The sequence below is a fragment of the Actinoplanes sp. CA-252034 genome (genome assembly GCF_050956125.1).
Taxonomy (GTDB): Bacteria; Actinomycetota; Actinomycetes; order Mycobacteriales; family Micromonosporaceae; genus Actinoplanes.
Window position 1 is genome coordinate 88,433 of the sequence record NZ_CP191846.1, and the last position, 15,732, is coordinate 104,164.

A 15,732-nucleotide genomic window follows, 5' to 3' on the forward strand; every position below is an offset into this window, starting at 1 on the left:
CATTTCTCATCGCGGGAGATATCGCAGAAGATCAGGCGTACAGAGCGAAGTAGACGGCGATGTGGTGGCAGATCGCCGCGACCAGCGTGCAGGCGTGGAAGAACTCGTGGTGACCGAAGACGGTGGGCCACGGATTGGGCCGCCGCAGAGCGTAGAAGACCGCGCCGATCGTGTAGATGGCACCGCCCACGAGCAGCAGCACCAGGCAGGTCACGCCGCCGACGTGCAGCACCTCGGGAATGATCGCGACCGCGACCCAGCCGAGCGCCACGTAGAGGGGTGCGCCCGCCCACCGGGGCAGGTTCGGCCAGACCATCTTCAGCGCGACACCGCCGAGGGCGCCGCCCCAGACCAGGCTGAGCAGGACGATCTGCTGGGTGCCCTCGAGCAGCAGGGCGCAGAACGGCGTGTAGCTGCCGGCGATGAAGATGAAGATCATCGAGTGGTCGGCGCGTCGCATGATCTGATAGCCGCGCTCGCTCCACACCCTGCGGTGGTAGAGCGCGCTGATGCCGAACAGGCCGCACACCGTGATGCTGTAGAGCAGACAGCTGACGAACGGCGCGATGCCGGGGCGGCTCAGCGCTATCGAGCTGAGCACGATGCCGCAGACGAGTGCGACGAAGAACGCGTACTGATGCAACCGGCCGCGTAGTCGCGGCTTGCCGATGTCGGTCGGCTTCATCCGAAACGGGGCTGAGGTCGTCACGCGTTCTAGGTTACGGCACCGTAGGTTACTGGAGGGTAGTGACGCCGGATACGGTTGACGCTGCCGGATGATTTCCACATGAAGATACGACGGGTGGGCGCAGCCGGGCTACTGATCGAGTGCGACGATGCCGACCGGGTCGAGGACTGGCGGGCCGAGCTGTGGCGACGCCGCGAAACGGGCGAGCTGCAGGCCACCGAGATCGTGCCCGGCGCCCGCACGATCCTGATCGACGGAGTGCCCCCCGGCACCGCGGAGCTGCTGCCGCGATGGGAGCCGGCGCCCGGCGGAACCCGGTCCGAAGGGCCCCTCGTGGAGATCCGCACGGTCTTCGACGGCGAGGATCTCAAACCGGTCGCCGAGCTCTGGGGCGTCTCTGCCGACGAGGTGGTGCGCCGGTTGGTGGAGACGCCACTGCATGTCGCCTTCTCCGGATTCGCACCCGGTTTCGCCTATCTGCGTGGTCTTCCGGACGACTGGGCGGTCCCCCGGCTCGCCGCTCCGCGGCCCCGCGTCCCGGCCGGTGCGGTCGCCCTGGCCGGCGGCTACGCGGGCATCTACCCCACGGCCTCCCCGGGCGGGTGGCGGCTCGTCGGTCACACCGATCAAGACCTCTTCGACGTACGGCGGGAGCAGCCCGCACTCCTCACCCCCGGGACTCGCGTCCGGCTGGTGGCGGCATGATCACCGTGATGCGGGCCGGGCCGCTGACCACCGTGCAGGACCTGGGCCGGCCGGGATACGCGCACCTCGGTGTCCCCCGCTCCGGTGCTCTCGACGAGTCGGCCCTGCGGCTCGCCAACCGGTTCGTCGGCAACCCCGACGACGCCGCCGCCCTGGAGACCACCCTGCTCGGCTGCGCGCTTCGCTTCGACGAGGCGGCTCTCGTGGCCGTCACCGGCGCCGTCGCCCGCGTCGACGTCAACGGCCGCCCGGTCGAGCGTCCGCACGGGCACCAGCTCTTCGAGGTGCCGGCCGGCGGGATCGTCGACGTCGGACGCGCCGGCCGCGGGGTGCGCTCCTACCTCGCCGTGGCCGGCGGGATCGCCGTCGAACCGGTGCTCGGCAGCCGGTCCACCGACACCCTCTCCGGGCTCGGGCCGGCCCGGCTCACCGACGGCGCCACACTGCCCGTCGGCGTTCCCACCGGCGCCGCCCCACTCGTCGGCGAGGCGGCGCGGATCGGCGGTGAGCTGGTGCTCGGGATCCGGCTCGGGCCGCGCGACGACTGGTTCGCGTCACACGGGCTGTTCGGCTCCGCGTACCGGATCGGCCCATTGAGCAACCGGGTCGGCGCGCGGCTCGCCGGCAACGCCCTGACCCGCATGAAGGCCGGCGAATTGCCCTCCGAGGGCGTCGCCCTCGGCGCCGTGCAGGTGCCGGCCGACGGGCAGCCGATCATCTTCCTCGCCGACCACCCGACGACCGGCGGCTACCCGGTGATCGGCGTGGTCGACGACGTGACACCCCTCGCGCAGGCGCGCCCGGGCACTACGGTGAGGTTCCGTGAACTCGATTGACCTGAACGCCGACCTGGGCGAGGGCTTCGGCGCCTGGCGACTGGGCGACGACGAAGCGCTCCTCGACGTGGTGACCTCGGCCAACGTGGCCTGCGGCTTCCACGCCGGCGATCCGTCCACGATGGCCTCCGTCTGCCGGCGGGCGGTGGAGAAGGGCGTCGCTGTCGGCGCGCAGGTCGGATACCGGGACCTCGCCGGGTTCGGGCGGCGCCGGATCGACTACGCCCACGACGAGCTGCGCGACGACATCGTCTACCAGATCGGGGCGCTCGAGGCGTTCTGCCGGATCGCCGGCGACCGGGTGCGGTACGTGAAGCCGCACGGCGCCCTCTACAACACCGCGGCGGTCGACGAGCTCCAGGCCTCCGCCGTGGTGGCGGCCGTCGTCACCTACGACCGGGCGCTTCCCGTCCTCTGCCAGCCGGGATCGGTGCTCGCCGTACAGGCTGCCGAGGCCGGCCTGACCGTGATCGGTGAGGGGTTCGCCGACCGTGGCTACCTGCCGGACGGGCGCCTCGTGCCGCGATCCCGGCCGGACGCGCTGGTGCACGACCCGGACGAGGTGGTCGCCCGAGTCGTGCAAATGGCCGTGGACGGGTCCGTCACGGCGGTCGACGGCACCACCCTGCAGTGCCGGGTGCAGTCGATCTGCCTGCACGGCGACACCCCGGGAGCGGTGCGCCTGGCCCGCGCGGTCCGGGACGGGCTCGCGGACCGCCTGACGGTTCAGGCCTTCTGACGGACCCGGTCCACCAGCGCGATCTCGTCGATGCTCGAGTCCGGCGTACCCAGCATCCGGAAGGTCTTCGGGTCGAAGACCCAGACCACGCTCTCCCTCGTCTGACCGGTGGGCACCCAGGCCACGCCGACGCCCTCGCGGCCTCGGGAGTCCTTCACACCCTCGACCAGCCGGACGCCGTCGATCAGACCGATCGCCCGGTAGAGCGCCGCCCGCTGTGCCGGCCGCATCCAGAACCGGGTGGACGTGGTGCCGAGGAACTTGGTGACCGCGTCGAGGCTGTCCGAGCCGGAACCGGTCCGGGCCGTCTTACGGAGCCACCCGACCATCGCCTCCGGATCGGTCGGCATGTCGGCCCGGTAGCGCACGACCGCGTCGCAGTCGCCGCCGGCCGCGCAGCCCGGAATCGTCGCGTACTTCCCGTCCTGGTCGCGGCCCCAGCCGTCGTGCCGGCCGTCGATCGAGAGCCAGGCCTCGTCAGCGGTGCCATCCCACTCGATGAATCGCAGGTAGAGGAACTGGTCACCGCGAGGGACGACATCGGGCTCGTTCTCGGCGGCGGTGGCGGCCCGGTCCAGGAAGGCCGCGACCGGCGTCAGCTTCGGCGCCGGCGCCCCGCTCAGCGCCGGGGCGGGCGGCTGCGCGCTCGGCGTCACGATCTGCGGGACGGTGACCGCCGCGATGACCGCGGCAGCCGCCGCGGCCAGGAGGGGCGCCCACCGCCGGTTCCGCTTCGGCGGGTCGATCTCCGACATCAATCGGGTACGCGACGCGGCGAGACGTTCCGGCGACGGCAGCGCGGTCTCCTCGCCCAGTGCCCGGACCAGCGTGATCTCATCCATGACGAACCCCCTCCTCGATGCTGTGCAACGGGTTGCTGCCGCCCAGCGCGGCACGCAGGACGTTCCGGGCCCGGTGCAGCCGGGAACGGACCGTTCCCACCGGGATGTCGAGCGCGGCCGCGACCTGCTCGTAGGTCAACTCCTCCTGCACCACCAGGAGCAGGACATCGCGGTCACCGTCGGCGAGATCGGCCAGCGCCGAGGTGAGCACGTCGCGCAGCGCGGCCGCGGTGACGTCGGCGGCCACCCGATCGGCGTGGCAGAAGGTGTCCAACTCGGCGGGGACGGCCCGGTGCAGGCGCAGCCGCCGGACCTCGTCACGGCGATGCTGGGCCACCAGGAGAGTGGCGATCCCGTAGAGCCACGGGCGGGCGTCGCGCTGGTCCGCCCGGAACGTGTCACGGCGGCGGAACGCGGTCAGGAACGTCTCGGCGACCAGATCGTCGGCCGCCTCATCGCCGAGACGTCGGGCCAGGTAGCGGTGGATGTGTGGGGCATGACGGTCGAACAACGCCGCGAAGTCCTCTCGGAGCAACCCGGCGTCATCCGGCTCGCTGTCACTTCTCATGCCCGTTATCCGTCACTCGACGGCTGAGGGTTCACGCATCCAGGCCGCGCAGGATCAGCGGAAGACGGTCGGGCCCGGCGGGGTCGATCACGATCGGCACACCCCAGTCCTGACGGGTCAGGTGGCAGGCGCCGAACTCGGCGTCCACATCGCACGTCGCCGCCTGCGCCACGACCTGAAGGACACCCTTCGGAACATCCGGATTGAGAACGATCCTCCGCGTCAAGTCGGTGGTGGTGCCCTCGCCCTCCAGGAGCAACTCGGCCGGCGACGCCGACACCACCAGCCGCACCGGCGAACCGAACTGGCTGTCCAGTTTCTGCCCCGGAGCGGGCGTGAAGATCACGTCGAGGGTCACCTCACCGGGGGCCAGACGTGACGGCGGGCGCTCGGTCCTGTGCCGCTCGCCGTCGACCCGCTTGACCACGCCGGGCGCGAGCCGGGTCAGCCGGTGCGCGGCCGACTCCACCACGACGACCGTCCCGTCCGCCAGAGCCAGGACGTCGCTCGGCTCGGCCAGACCCGAATCCACCGTGGACACCTCGCCCGACGCCGGATCGAAACGCCGGACGGCGCCGTTGTACGTGTCCGCCACCAGCACCGAGCCGTCCGTCAGCGCCGCCACCCCGAGCGGGTGCTGGAACAGCGCCTCAGCCGCCGCGCCGTCCACGTGACCGAAGTCGAACAGACCCTGGCCGACCGCGGTGTGCATCATCCCGTCCTCGACGTAGCGCAGCGCCGACGTCTCACTGTCGGCGATCCACAACCGCCGCTGATCCGGGCTGACCGACAGGCCGGACGGCTGAGCCATCCACACGTCCGGGATCGGGCCGTCCCGTAGCGCCTCGACCGTCGTTCCGGCGTACACCCCGACGGTGCGCTTGATCGGATCGAACCACCACAGCTGGTGAATGCCCGCCATGGCGATGACGACCTTGTCGTCGAACCAGGCCAGATCCCACGGCGAGGACAGGTCGGCGGCCAGCGCGTCGTGCGCGTGATCGTCGACCGCGGACCGCCACGGCCGGCCCGAACCGGCCACCAGCGTGACCTCGCCCGTCGCCGTATCGAGCCCGCGCAGCTGGTGATTGACCGTGTCGGCGACCACCACGTCGTAGCCGGCGACCTCGGCCACCGGCGGCGGCAGCAGCACCAGGCCCTGCGGCTCGCTGAACGGCTCACCCCGGACACCACTGCCGATCCGGCGGACCAGGGTCTCCCCGTCGGGAGTCAGCTCCACCAGCGAATGCCGGGCCGAGTCGGAGACCAGCAGATTGCCGCCCGGCAGCTCGATCACCTTGCCGGGAAAACGCAGCAGGCCCTCCGGAGCGGGCGGCGGAACATACGGCCCGTCGCCACGGTGCAGCGTGCCGTTCGCCTCGTGCTTGGTGATCAGCTCGTCGATCAACCGGGACAGGCCCTCCGCGTGCCCCTCACCGGCCATCGACGCCACCAGGTAACCCTCCGGGTCCACCACCGCCAGGGTCGGCCACGCCTTCGCCGCATACTGCTGCCACACGTGCATGTCGCCGTCGTCGACGACCGGGTGGTGCACGCCGTAACGCTCCACGGCCGCGGCCAGCGCCACCGGGTCACGCTCGTGCTCGAACTTCGGCGAGTGCACGCCGATCACGACGAGCGCGTCACCGTACTTCTCCTCCAGCGGCCGCAGCTCGTCCAGGACGTGCAGGCAATTAATGCAGCAGAAGGTCCAGAAATCCAGTATTAGGATCTTTCCGCGCAGATCGGCCAAAGTGAGGGCCTTACCGCCGGTGTTGAGCCAACCGCGACCCTTGAGTTCGGGCGCACGCACGCGAAATTCCATCCCGCCATGGTGCCTCGCCGGGTCATCCAAAACTGAACGGCCTCACCATCCGGTGAGGCCGTTCACGAAAAACGTCGATCAGCCGTTCTTCTTCAGGCAGAGGACCTGGTCACCATCGTCCTTCGGGACCACGATGTACGGCTGGGAGACGTCACCGCACTGCTCCTTCGCCGTCACGATCGAGACGACCTGGAACGTGTCCGGCTCGGTGCACGCCGCCACCACCGGAGTGGTGCCGTTGCGCTTGACGCAGTCACCCTGCGACACGCTGAAGTCGTCGCCCGAGATCAGGTAGACCAGACCGAACACCAGGCTCAGCAGCAGCGCCGCACCCAGCACGACGGCCAGGGCCACCGGGATCGTCCGCACGTTCACCTTCCCCGACGGGGCCGGCGACGACGCGGGCGGATCGGCCTTGAACTGGTCGAACTTACCCTGCTCCTCAGGCGGGCCGGGCCAGCTCGTGGTGTCCTCCGGCCCCGGCGGGGTCACCGTGGCACGGGCCGCCGGCCCACCCGGGTACACCCCGCCACCAGGCTGCTCACCGGGCATCGGCGGCAGAGCGGGCGCCGGGACGTACGGCGAGTTGCCCCGGCCGGACACGTCGGTGGTGTGCTCGTTGTACTGGTCCGGGAAACCACCCGGCATCGGACCGCGGCCGGCGGAGTCCGTGGTGAACTCGCTGTACGGCGGGCCGGACGGGTCGCCCGAAGCACCGAACCGGCCGGGGAACTGCGGCGAACCCGGCATGGCGGGACCGCTGCCCGGGAACGGCGCGGCACCGGAGCCGTCGGCGCCCGGGAACGGCTGGCCGCCCCGCGGGTCACCGCCCGGGAACTGCGGCGAACCCGGCATCGCGAACGGCGAACCGCCACCCGGCGGTGTCTCCGGCGGAGCGACCCGGGCGCTGGCCGTGGCACGGGCGGTGGCCCGGCCCGGCGACGTGGAGGCGGCACCGGGCGTGCCCGGGGCGCCGGAACCATCCGGGCCGCCCAGGGCGCTGAGGTTCCCCTGCCCGCCGGGACCGTCACCCGACGGCGGCTGGAACCGGTCGTCGTTGGCCGGCGCACCCGAGAACGGGGACGCGGAGCCGAACGTGGTCGACGGGCGCGGGAAACCACCCGACGGCGACTCACCCTCGGGGAGACCACGGCCGTCGGCGCCTCGCTGCGGCAGGCCGAAACCACCGGACTGCGGCCCGCCGAACGGTGACGTCGGCGCGGACGGGTTGTCACCGTGTCCGCGAGCGGGGTTGTCACCCTGCGGTCCGCCATACGGCGAGGTGGGAGCGGGCGGGAAACCGCCGGACGGGTTGTCGCCCTGCGGTGTGCCGTAGGGGGAGGCTGGTCCTGGCGGGAACCCACCGGGTCCGTTGTCGCCCTGTGGTCCGCCGAACGGCGAGGTCGGGGCGGGCGGGAAGCCGCCGGACGGGTTGTCGCCCTGCGGTGTGCCGTAGGGGGAGGCTGGTCCTGGCGGGAACCCACCGGGTCCGTTGTCGCCCTGTGGTCCGCCATACGGCGAGGTCGGAGCGGGCGGGAAGCCGCCGGACGGGCTGTCGCCCTGCGAAGAGCGGCTACCGAGCGGGTCACCCGGACGGCCGGGCCCTCCGAAGGGAGCACCCGACTGCGACGAGCCGAACGGGTCGTTCGGCTGCGAAGCGCCGTACGGGCCGCTCTGCGACGAAGGACCGAGCGGATCGCTCGACTGAGAAGGGCCGCCGAAGGGGTCGCTCGACTGCGAGGAGCCGTAGGGGCCGTAGGGGCCGCCACTCGACTGCGATGGCCGGCCGGCGTTGTCGCCCGGTTGTGAGGAACCGCCGAAGCCGTCGCCCGCCTGCGAAGCGCCACCGAACTGGTTGCCCTGCTGAGAAGGCGCACCGAACTGGTCGCCCTGCGGGGCGGCGCTGCCGTAGGGGCTGTCGCTCCGCGGCGCCGGCCCACCGAACGGCGAGGTCGGGGCGAGGGGGAAACCACCGGACGGGCTCTCGTCGCGCTGCGGTAGACCACCCGGCTGGCTCGGGGCGAACGGCGAGGCCGAACCGCCCTCTCCCCGTTGCGGGAGGCTGCCGGGCTGCCCGCCGAACTGCGATGCCGCGAAACCGCCGGATGGCGACCCGGTGGAACCGCCGGATGGCGACCCGGCGAAGCCGCCTGATAGCGACGCGGTGGAGCCGCCTGATGGCGATGCGGTGGAGCCGCCGAAACCACCGGACGGCGACTCGTCGGCCGAGGACTCGTCCGGGCTGTCCGGCGCCGGGGCGGCGGCTGGACGGCCGTAGACCCGGGCCTGCGGTGCGGCGCTGGACGGCGGAGGGAGCTCGGCGGCTTCGGCCGCGGTGACCCGGACCCCGGGGACCGACGCGCTGGCGGTCACCGGACGGGCCGAGCCGACCGCGGGCTTCTTCGCCGGGTCACGTGGCTGCGGGACTGCGGAGCCACCCTGTGGGTCGTCGGCCGAGGCGGACGGCGGGAGAGCACCACCGGAAGAGAGCGCCGCACCCGGGACACGCTGCGGATAGCCGGCAGCGGACAGGGGTGGCTCGTCACCGTCGCGCGGGCCGGCGGAGGCCTCCGGGGCGAACGGCTCGCGGCGATCTCCCGCGGGCGGGAACGATCCACCACCGAACGAACCGCCGTCTCCGGGCGGCGGGAACGATCCGCCGGCCGAAGCGGCTCCTGGGTTCGGGAAGGACCCGCCGGTCGAAGCGTCTCCTGGGTTCGGGAAGGACCCGCCGGTCGAAGCGTCTCCAGGGTTCGGGAAGGACCCGCCGAAAGCAGGCCTGTCACCCGGAGGCGGGAAGGACCCGGCGCCGTCGGACGGGGCGGACCCACCGAAGGGCGAGTTGTCACCAGCCGGCGCGAAGGACCCGCTGGGGTTGCCGACCTGCGGGTTGTCAGCCGGTGGCGGGAAGGACCCGTTGGGGCTGCCGAAGGGCGAGTTGTCACCAGCGGGCGCGAAGGACCCGCTGGGGTTGCCGAAGGGCGCGCTGTCACCAGCCGGCGGGAAGGACCCGTTGGGGCTGCCGAACGACGGGTTGTCGGCGGGCGGCGCGAAGGAGCTGCCGAAAGGAGAACCGGAGCCGCCGAGGGAAGAGTCGGTGCCGCCCGCGGGCGGGCCGTCGGCCGGTGGCGAGAAGCTGCTGAACGGCTGCTGACCGCGAACCGGCAGGTCCAGGCTGGGCTGGCTGCCGGAGGGGGACTCGGTGCCGGGCCCGGCCGGGGCACGCAGCGGGAAACCGCCCCCCTCGCCGCGCCGTGACGGGAAGGTGGTGGACGGCGAAGCGCCGTCGGCGGGGGGCTCCGGAGGACGGACGTTCTGCATCCAGCTGTTCTGCGCGGGGCCGGTGCTGAACGCGCCCGGGGCCGAGTTGTCCGGAAGATCGGAGAGGCTGGCGCCCGGAACCCGGACCGGCTGATCGCCGAACGCGGAGAACGAACGGCCGAGACCGCCGTCCTCGGGCGCGGAGGCGCCCGGAGTACGCGTGGGCAACCCGCTCTGGGTGAGCCGGCCGCCGGACGGATCCGGGGCGGCCGGAGGCGGTGGCGTGGCGGCTGCTGCGCGGCCCGGAGGCGGTGGCGGGGTGGCTGCGGCGCGGCCCGGGGGCGGCGGGAAGCCGGCGCCGCCGAACTGCGGGTCGGAGGGCGGCGGGGCGGCGGAGCCACCCGGAGCCCACGGCTGCTGCGGGGCGGCCGGGTCGAACGGTGCGGAAGCCGGGACGGACGCGGCGCCGGAGGCCGGGGCGGACGGCGCCGAACCGAACGGCGGCGGTGGAGTGCCCGGCTGCCCATACTGCCCGGATGTCGGCGCGACCGAGCCGTAGGGCGACGCGTTACCGGCGGGCTCGGGCGAGACCGAACCGTACGGCGACGCCTCGGGCTGTGGCACGCGGGCCGAACCGTAGCTGGTGCCGCCCTGGCCGGAGCCGGCGCCGAAGGTGGAGACGGCGGGCACGACGAATGGCGAGCCGCCACCGGGTGCGGTGGTCGGCGGTGGCCCGTAGGAGTTCGGGAAGCCCTCAGCGGGTGGCTGGGCCGATGCACGGCCGGCGATCCGCTGTGCGTCGGGGTCGAGCGGGAACCCGCCCGACGTGGGTCCGCCCGACGTGGCCTCGGCCGGCTGACCGGCGTGCTGCCCCTCGGACGTCATACGCGCCTCCTCATCGATGCGGCCGTGCCAGCTTTGCACGGACGCGACTCCACCGACGACCTTCCGCCAGGGGTCGTGCCAGCTTTCCGGCCTGGCCGTGCTGGGGTCGAGGGCGATGTAAACCGCCCGGGTGACCCCGGTCTCCCTCGCCGACCGGCCGTGCCGGTTCGGGGACCGTGCCCACGGTACCGGGCGGGCGCGGCGGTAGGAATCCCGGTGTACGCCCCTTGGGGACCTCTCACTGATCTTCGAGGCCGAGTCGAGACACGACGACCAGCCCGCGAAGGCAACGGCAAGCTCCAGGCGAAGGGAACGGCGAGCGGCCCGTGAAGGGAACGGCGAGCGGCCCGAGAAGGCAACGGCAAGCGCCAGGCGAAGGCAACGGCGAGCGGACCCGTGAAGGCGACGGCGACCGGCCCGCTGGAGAAGCAGTGAGCGGCCCGCGAAGGGTGATGCGGAGGAGGTGAGAAAGGGCACCTCCCGGATCGGTGGCGAGACGCGAAACAGCCCGCCCGGGTGGTCCGGACGGGCTGGGACGTCGTGTGCGAAGAGGCCTGCGGCCTCAGTTGGTCCAGCGGCGCTGGGCGATGACGGCGATCTCGTCGCGCATGGCCTGCGTGGGCGCCGACTGCATCGCGCGCTCGATGGCACGGTTCTGGCGGCTGATCATCCGGTTGCGGCGAATGCGGTCGATCATGTTCATGGCAGTGCTCACTTCCCCCGCGGTGGCGGGTCTGGCTTGACGAGCGTCGCCGGACCGCTTGTGGCGGATCCCCTTGGCGCGCGTCCCGTTGTCGACTCAAGTATCGGTCGACAACGGGGCCGCCGCCAGTGAATCAGGGGGTGAGCTGGGTCATGAACCTAAGGATCGAAGGTCGACTAGCAGAAGTCGCCGAAGTTCCTTAGGTCCAACTGAGCAGTGTCGCCTCCGGGTCGGTCAGGAACGCACCCACGTCACGCAGGAACTTCGAGCCCAGCTCGCCATCGATGATCCGGTGGTCGAAGGAGAGTCCGAGCGTCGTGACCTGGCGCACCTTGATCTTGCCCTTGTGCACCCACGGCGTCGGGCGGATCACACCGAAGGCCAGGATCGCCGACTCGCCCGGGGGCAGGATCGGTGTGCCGGTGTCGATGCCGAACACGCCCACGTTCGTGATCGAGAGCGTGCCGCCGGTCATGTCCGACGGCGGGGTCTTCCCCGACTTGGCCACCTTCACCAGCGTGTCGAGGGCCTCGGCCAACTCCCGGAGGGTGAGGCGGCCGGCGTCCTTGACGTTGGGGACGATCAGTCCGCGCTCGGTCGCGGCCGCGATGCCGAGGTTCACGTAGTCCTTGACCACGATCTCCCCGGTCGCCCCCGACCAGGACGAGTTGACCATCGGGTGCCGTTTCGCCGCGAGCAGCACCGCCTTCGCCACCAGCAGCAGCGGCGACACCCGGGTCTCGGCGAACTCGGGCCGCGACTTCAGCTTCTCCAGCGCCTTCATCGAACGGGTCACGTCCACCGTGAGGAACTCGGTGACGTGCGGCGCCGTGAACGCCGACGCGACCATGTTCTCGGCGGTCAGCTTCCGCACTCCCTTGATCGGGACGCGCTGCTCGCGGGAGCCGTCCGAGACCACGGTCGCCGGGGCGGTCACGGTCTGCGGCCGAGACGCCGAAGCCGCCAGGTGTACGTCGTCCCGCGTCACCGACCCCATCGGCCCCGTCCCGTTGACACCGGCGAGGTCGATGCCGAGATCACGGGCGAGTTTGCGGACGGGCGGCTTGGCGAGCACCGGCCCGGTCCGTCCGACGGGAGCCGGGGAGACGGGCTGAACCACGGGCGCCGGTGCCGGTACGACGGGCGCGGCCACGACCGGGGCGGTAGCCGCCGGAGGCGGGGGAGGCGTGGCCGCGGTTGTGGGAGCGGTGGCCGTACCGCTGCGGGGTCGTCGTTTTGCCGTCGTGGTCCTCGGGCCGTAACCGACGAGCACCGCTGTACGCCCGCCGGGCGCCGGCCCTCCGATGAGGCCGGCTTCGGTCTCACCGCCGGCTTCCGCGGGAGGCGCGGTCGGGTCGGTGTCGATGGCGATGATCGGCTGGCCGACCTCGACCACCACACCGGCCTCGTGGAAGATCCGGGTGACGACGCCGCCCCACTTCGCCGGGATCTCGACGGCCGCCTTGGCGGTCTCCACCTCGACGATCGGCTGGTTGAGCTCGATGGTGTCGCCGACCTTGACCAGCCAGGCCAGGATCTCGCCCTCGGTGAGTCCTTCACCGAGGTCGGGCAGGTTGAACTCCTTGATCCGGGACATCGCGGTCACCAGCCGAACGAGCGGTCGACGGCGTCCAGCACCCGGTCGAGGTCGGGGAGGTACTCCTCCTCGATGCGCGCGGCCGGGTAGGGGATGTCGTATCCGGTCACGCGCAGCACCGGCGCTTCGAGTGAGTAGAAGCACTCCTCGGTGATCCGGGCGGCGACCTCGGCGCCGAGGCCCAGGTTGCCGGGCGCCTCGTGGACGACGACGGCGCGGCCGGTCCGGCGGACCGACTCGAAGATCACCGGATAGTCGATCGGGGAGAGCGAGCGCACGTCGATGACCTCGAGCTCGCGGCCGTCCTCGGCGGCGGCGGAGGCGGCGTCGAGCGCCACCCGGACCATAGGGCCGTACGCGAGCAGCGTCGCGTCCGTCCCGGGCCGAACCACCTTCGCGGCGTGCAGCGGGAACGCCTGGCCGAGCGGTGCGTCGAGGTCGACCTCGCCCTTCTCCCAGTAGCGCCGCTTCGGCTCGAAGAAGATCACCGGGTCGTCGGAGGCGATCGCCTGCTGGATCATCGTGTACGCGTCGGCCGGGTTCGAGCAGCTCACGACCTTGAGGCCGGGGGTGTGCGCGAAATACGCCTCGGGGGACTCGGAGTGGTGCTCGACCGCGCCGATGCCGCCACCGAAGGGGATCCGGATGGTGATCGGCAGGCGCAGCTTGCCCTTGGACCGGTAGTGCATCTTCGCCACCTGGGCGACGATCTGGTTGTACGCCGGGAAGACGAACCCGTCGAACTGGATCTCGCAGACCGGCCGGAACCCGCGGATGGCCAGGCCGACCGCGGTCCCGACGATGCCGGCCTCGGCCAGCGGGGTGTCGATGACCCGGTTCTCGCCGAAGTCCTTCTGCAGGGCGTCGGTGATCCGGAAGACGCCGCCGAGCTTGCCGACGTCCTCTCCCATGATCACGACTTTGGGGTCGTCCTCCAAGGCGCGACGCAGGCCGTGGTTGAGAGCTTTGCCCAGGGTGATCATCAGTGCCCACTCCCCTCGAAGGACGCCTGGTACCGGGTGAACGCGTCACGCTGCGCGTCGAGCTCGGGCGAGCCGTTGGGATAGACGTGATCGAAAAGGGTCACCGGTGCGGGGTCGGGCATCGCCAGCACCCGCTCCCGCAGGTCGAGTGCCCGCTTGTTGGCGTCCTCGTCGACCTGGGCGAAGAAGTCCTTCTTGACGATCTTCTGCTTGGCGAGGAAGGCCCGCAGCCGGCTGATCGGGTCCTTGGCCTTCCACGCCTCGACCTCGCTCGCGATGCGGTAACGGGTCGGGTCGTCCGAGCTGGTGTGCGCGCCCATCCGGTACGTGTACGCCTCGATCAGGGTCGGACCCTGGCCGTTGCGCGCGTTGTCCAGCGCCGCCCGGGTCACCGCGTAGGTGGCCAGCACGTCGTTGCCGTCCACCCGGATGCCGGGGAAGCCGTAGCCGCCGGCCCGCTGGTAGAGCGGGACACGGGTCTGGCGCTCCAGGGGCTCGGAGATCGCGTACTGGTTGTTCTGGCAGAAGAAGACGATCGGGGAGTTGAACACCCCGGACCAGACGAACGCCTCGTTGACCTCGCCCTGGCTGGTCGCGCCGTCGCCGAAGTAGGCGATCACGGCCTCGCCGTCGGAGGAGCCGGTCTTGCCGTCCATGGTGACGCCCATGGCGTAGCCGGTCGCGTGCAGCGTCTGTGAGCCGATGACGATCGTGTACTGGTTGAACTTGAACTCGTTGGCGTCCCAGCCGCCCTGGTCGACTCCGCGGAACAGGCCGAACGGCATGATCGGGTCGATCCCGCGGCAGTAGAGGACGCCGTGCTCGCGATAGGTCGGGAAGGCCATGTCCTGCGGGCGCAGCGCCCGGCCGGAGCCGACCTGCGCCGCCTCCTGGCCCAGCAGGCTGGCCCAGATGCCCAGCTCACCCTGCCTCTGCAGGGCGACCGCCTCGCTGTCGAGGCGGCGGACGGTGACCAGATCCCGGTAGAGCTCGCGGTACTCCTCGTCGGTGAAGTCGACGGCATACGTCGTCCCGTCAGCGGTGGTGACGCTGTCGATGCGCTCGCCGTCGGGGGTCAGCAGTTGGACGAAGCCGCCGGGTGGGATGTCGGTCCCGGCCACGCTCTCGCCTTTCGCCATCCGTGTCTCCTGTTTCCTCGTTTGCGCCCGCGGCGGGTGTCTCCCGGCCACGCGGCGGACCTCTCAGGTGCCGCGCCTGGCCCGGGTGTGGGTTGCCGCGCGGCGAACACCGGCTGGAAGCCGGGACGGACGCCGTGGCCCCGCTGATCGGCGGATGGCGACAGCGGCGATGCCGTCGTCCCCATCCTGACAGAGAGAGTGACCACCGTTACAGCCTGCGTGGATCACGAATCCAGATTTCTTGCCCGGTTATTTGTCCTATTTATATAGTTTTGTACGGTCACTTCGGTACTAATAGCCCGTTCATGCCGCTGCTTACCGGCGTTGTCGTCGTTCATCCCCAATGACCGGGACTGATCCAAGTTGATCTTTTCGTTTGGGGGATCTCGCGTGCCGCACCTACCCGATGACGACGACTTCGCGCGCCCCCTCAAGGTGCTGCGCAGGCGACTCAACGGGGTGTACCGCGAGGACCTCGGCTTCTCCGGCCCGACCCGGCGCTACGTGCTGATGGTGGCGATGCTCGTCGGTCTCGCCTCGCTGCCCACCCTCGCCATCCTCACCACCGGATCCAGCGAGATCACCGGGGACGGCCGCAACGGCGCCATGGACGTGCCGTTCCTGCCGCCGCCCCAGACCGGACCGGTGCGTCCGGGGCCGTTTCCGGCGGCTTCCGGCAGGCCGTCCCTTCCGGCCACTTCCCAGAGCACACGGGGGTACGGGGAAAGCCCGCCCCCGCCGTCCTCCACGGGTGCCGCCTCGCGTCCTTTCCCGAGCGTCGCCGAGCCTTCACGCTCCTTTGCTGGTCCCGTCTCGCCTCCGCCCGCCCCCGCTGGTGCCGGCGCGCCTTCGGGGCCCACCGCGAGCGCTGCCCCGCCTCCACGTTCCGGTCCGGGTGCTGCTCCGTCTCCGAGTCCTGCCGCTTCGTCCCCCACTTCCACGGCGGGCGCAGTCTCGCCTC

Annotated in this window: 13 protein-coding genes; 4 read left to right on the plus strand and 9 right to left on the minus strand. The window is 71.6% G+C overall.

Translation table 11 applies throughout. The features are described 5' to 3' along the window. Positions 1–31: 31 nt before the first annotated feature. Positions 32–709 (minus strand): PAQR family membrane homeostasis protein TrhA, encoded by a 678-nt coding sequence (gene trhA, locus ACQPZW_RS00400; RefSeq protein WP_433792882.1) that lies wholly within the window; start codon positions 707–709, stop codon positions 32–34. A 78-nt stretch (positions 710–787) separates the two neighbouring features. Here trhA and ACQPZW_RS00405 point away from each other — a divergent pair, with 78 nt between their 5' ends. The 3 genes from ACQPZW_RS00405 to ACQPZW_RS00415 are packed head-to-tail and all read left to right on the plus strand — an operon-like array spanning position 788 to position 2,968. Further along, positions 788–1,393, plus strand: a complete 606-nt coding sequence (locus ACQPZW_RS00405; protein ID WP_433792883.1) for a 5-oxoprolinase subunit B family protein — start codon at positions 788–790, stop codon at positions 1,391–1,393. After that, positions 1,390–2,229 carry a biotin-dependent carboxyltransferase family protein gene (locus ACQPZW_RS00410; RefSeq protein WP_433792884.1) on the plus strand — a complete coding sequence of 280 codons (840 nt, stop codon included), beginning with the start codon at positions 1,390–1,392 and terminating at the stop codon, positions 2,227–2,229. Before ACQPZW_RS00405 ends, ACQPZW_RS00410 begins: the two co-directional genes overlap by 4 nt. Then, a complete protein-coding gene (locus ACQPZW_RS00415; protein WP_433797882.1) occupies positions 2,225–2,968 on the plus strand; it encodes a LamB/YcsF family protein in 744 nt (247 codons plus the stop codon). Before ACQPZW_RS00410 ends, ACQPZW_RS00415 begins: the two co-directional genes overlap by 5 nt. Here ACQPZW_RS00415 and ACQPZW_RS00420 read toward each other — a convergent pair. The 4 genes from ACQPZW_RS00420 to ACQPZW_RS00435 form a co-directional block, all read right to left on the minus strand. Then, a complete protein-coding gene (locus ACQPZW_RS00420) occupies positions 2,956–3,810 on the minus strand; it encodes a CU044_5270 family protein (RefSeq protein ID WP_433792885.1) in 855 nt (284 codons plus the stop codon). The genes ACQPZW_RS00415 and ACQPZW_RS00420 overlap by 13 nt on opposite strands. Continuing rightward, positions 3,803–4,378 carry an RNA polymerase sigma factor gene (locus ACQPZW_RS00425; RefSeq protein WP_433792886.1) on the minus strand — a complete coding sequence of 192 codons (576 nt, stop codon included), beginning with the start codon at positions 4,376–4,378 and terminating at the stop codon, positions 3,803–3,805. The genes ACQPZW_RS00420 and ACQPZW_RS00425 overlap by 8 nt, the downstream gene beginning before the upstream one ends. Before the next feature lie 31 nt (positions 4,379–4,409). Then, positions 4,410–6,203 carry an NHL domain-containing thioredoxin family protein gene (locus tag ACQPZW_RS00430; RefSeq protein WP_433792887.1) on the minus strand — a complete coding sequence of 598 codons (1,794 nt, stop codon included), beginning with the start codon at positions 6,201–6,203 and terminating at the stop codon, positions 4,410–4,412. A 78-nt stretch (positions 6,204–6,281) separates the two neighbouring features. Continuing rightward, positions 6,282–7,058 (minus strand): LppU/SCO3897 family protein, encoded by a 777-nt coding sequence (locus ACQPZW_RS00435; RefSeq protein ID WP_433792888.1) that lies wholly within the window; start codon positions 7,056–7,058, stop codon positions 6,282–6,284. A 2,062-nt stretch (positions 7,059–9,120) separates the two neighbouring features. Here ACQPZW_RS00435 and ACQPZW_RS00440 point away from each other — a divergent pair. Continuing rightward, positions 9,121–9,357, plus strand: coding sequence for a hypothetical protein (locus ACQPZW_RS00440; protein ID WP_433792889.1), 237 nt, complete (start codon positions 9,121–9,123; stop codon positions 9,355–9,357). A gap of 1,554 nt (positions 9,358–10,911) precedes the next feature. Here ACQPZW_RS00440 and ACQPZW_RS00445 read toward each other — a convergent pair. The 4 genes from ACQPZW_RS00445 to pdhA all read right to left on the minus strand — a co-directional run bounded on the left by ACQPZW_RS00445 (position 10,912) and on the right by pdhA (position 14,771). Next, complete coding sequence (locus ACQPZW_RS00445) at positions 10,912–11,052, minus strand: hypothetical protein (RefSeq protein WP_170167314.1); 141 nt, start codon at positions 11,050–11,052, stop codon at positions 10,912–10,914. A gap of 199 nt (positions 11,053–11,251) precedes the next feature. Continuing rightward, entirely contained in the window at positions 11,252–12,649 is a 1,398-nt protein-coding gene (locus tag ACQPZW_RS00450) for a dihydrolipoamide acetyltransferase family protein (RefSeq protein ID WP_433797883.1), read from the minus strand. Positions 12,650–12,654: 5 nt separating this feature from the next. Further along, positions 12,655–13,632, minus strand: coding sequence for an alpha-ketoacid dehydrogenase subunit beta (locus tag ACQPZW_RS00455; protein ID WP_433792890.1), 978 nt, complete (start codon positions 13,630–13,632; stop codon positions 12,655–12,657). Continuing rightward, a complete protein-coding gene (gene pdhA / locus ACQPZW_RS00460) occupies positions 13,632–14,771 on the minus strand; it encodes a pyruvate dehydrogenase (acetyl-transferring) E1 component subunit alpha (protein WP_433792891.1) in 1,140 nt (379 codons plus the stop codon). Before pdhA ends, ACQPZW_RS00455 begins: the two co-directional genes overlap by 1 nt. Between the last annotated feature and the right edge of the window lie 961 nt (positions 14,772–15,732).

What these genes read in the sequence shown, in the direction of transcription:
- ACQPZW_RS00405 (WP_433792883.1), top strand. Translation starts at nt 788, where the DNA reads ATGAAGATACGACGGGTGGGCGCAGCCGGGCTACTGATCGAGTGCGAC.
- ACQPZW_RS00410 (WP_433792884.1), top strand. Translation starts at nt 1,390, where the DNA reads ATGATCACCGTGATGCGGGCCGGGCCGCTGACCACCGTGCAGGACCTG.
- ACQPZW_RS00420 (WP_433792885.1), bottom strand. Translation starts at nt 3,810, where the DNA reads ATGGATGAGATCACGCTGGTCCGGGCACTGGGCGAGGAGACCGCGCTG.
- ACQPZW_RS00425 (WP_433792886.1), bottom strand. Translation starts at nt 4,378, where the DNA reads ATGAGAAGTGACAGCGAGCCGGATGACGCCGGGTTGCTCCGAGAGGAC.
- ACQPZW_RS00430 (WP_433792887.1), bottom strand. Translation starts at nt 6,203, where the DNA reads ATGGAATTTCGCGTGCGTGCGCCCGAACTCAAGGGTCGCGGTTGGCTC.
- ACQPZW_RS00435 (WP_433792888.1), bottom strand. Translation starts at nt 7,058, where the DNA reads ATGCCGGGTTCGCCGCAGTTCCCGGGCGGTGACCCGCGGGGCGGCCAG.
- ACQPZW_RS00445 (WP_170167314.1), bottom strand. Translation starts at nt 11,052, where the DNA reads ATGAACATGATCGACCGCATTCGCCGCAACCGGATGATCAGCCGCCAG.
- ACQPZW_RS00450 (WP_433797883.1), bottom strand. Translation starts at nt 12,649, where the DNA reads ATGTCCCGGATCAAGGAGTTCAACCTGCCCGACCTCGGTGAAGGACTC.
- ACQPZW_RS00455 (WP_433792890.1), bottom strand. Translation starts at nt 13,632, where the DNA reads ATGATCACCCTGGGCAAAGCTCTCAACCACGGCCTGCGTCGCGCCTTG.
- pdhA (WP_433792891.1), bottom strand. Translation starts at nt 14,771, where the DNA reads ATGGCGAAAGGCGAGAGCGTGGCCGGGACCGACATCCCACCCGGCGGC.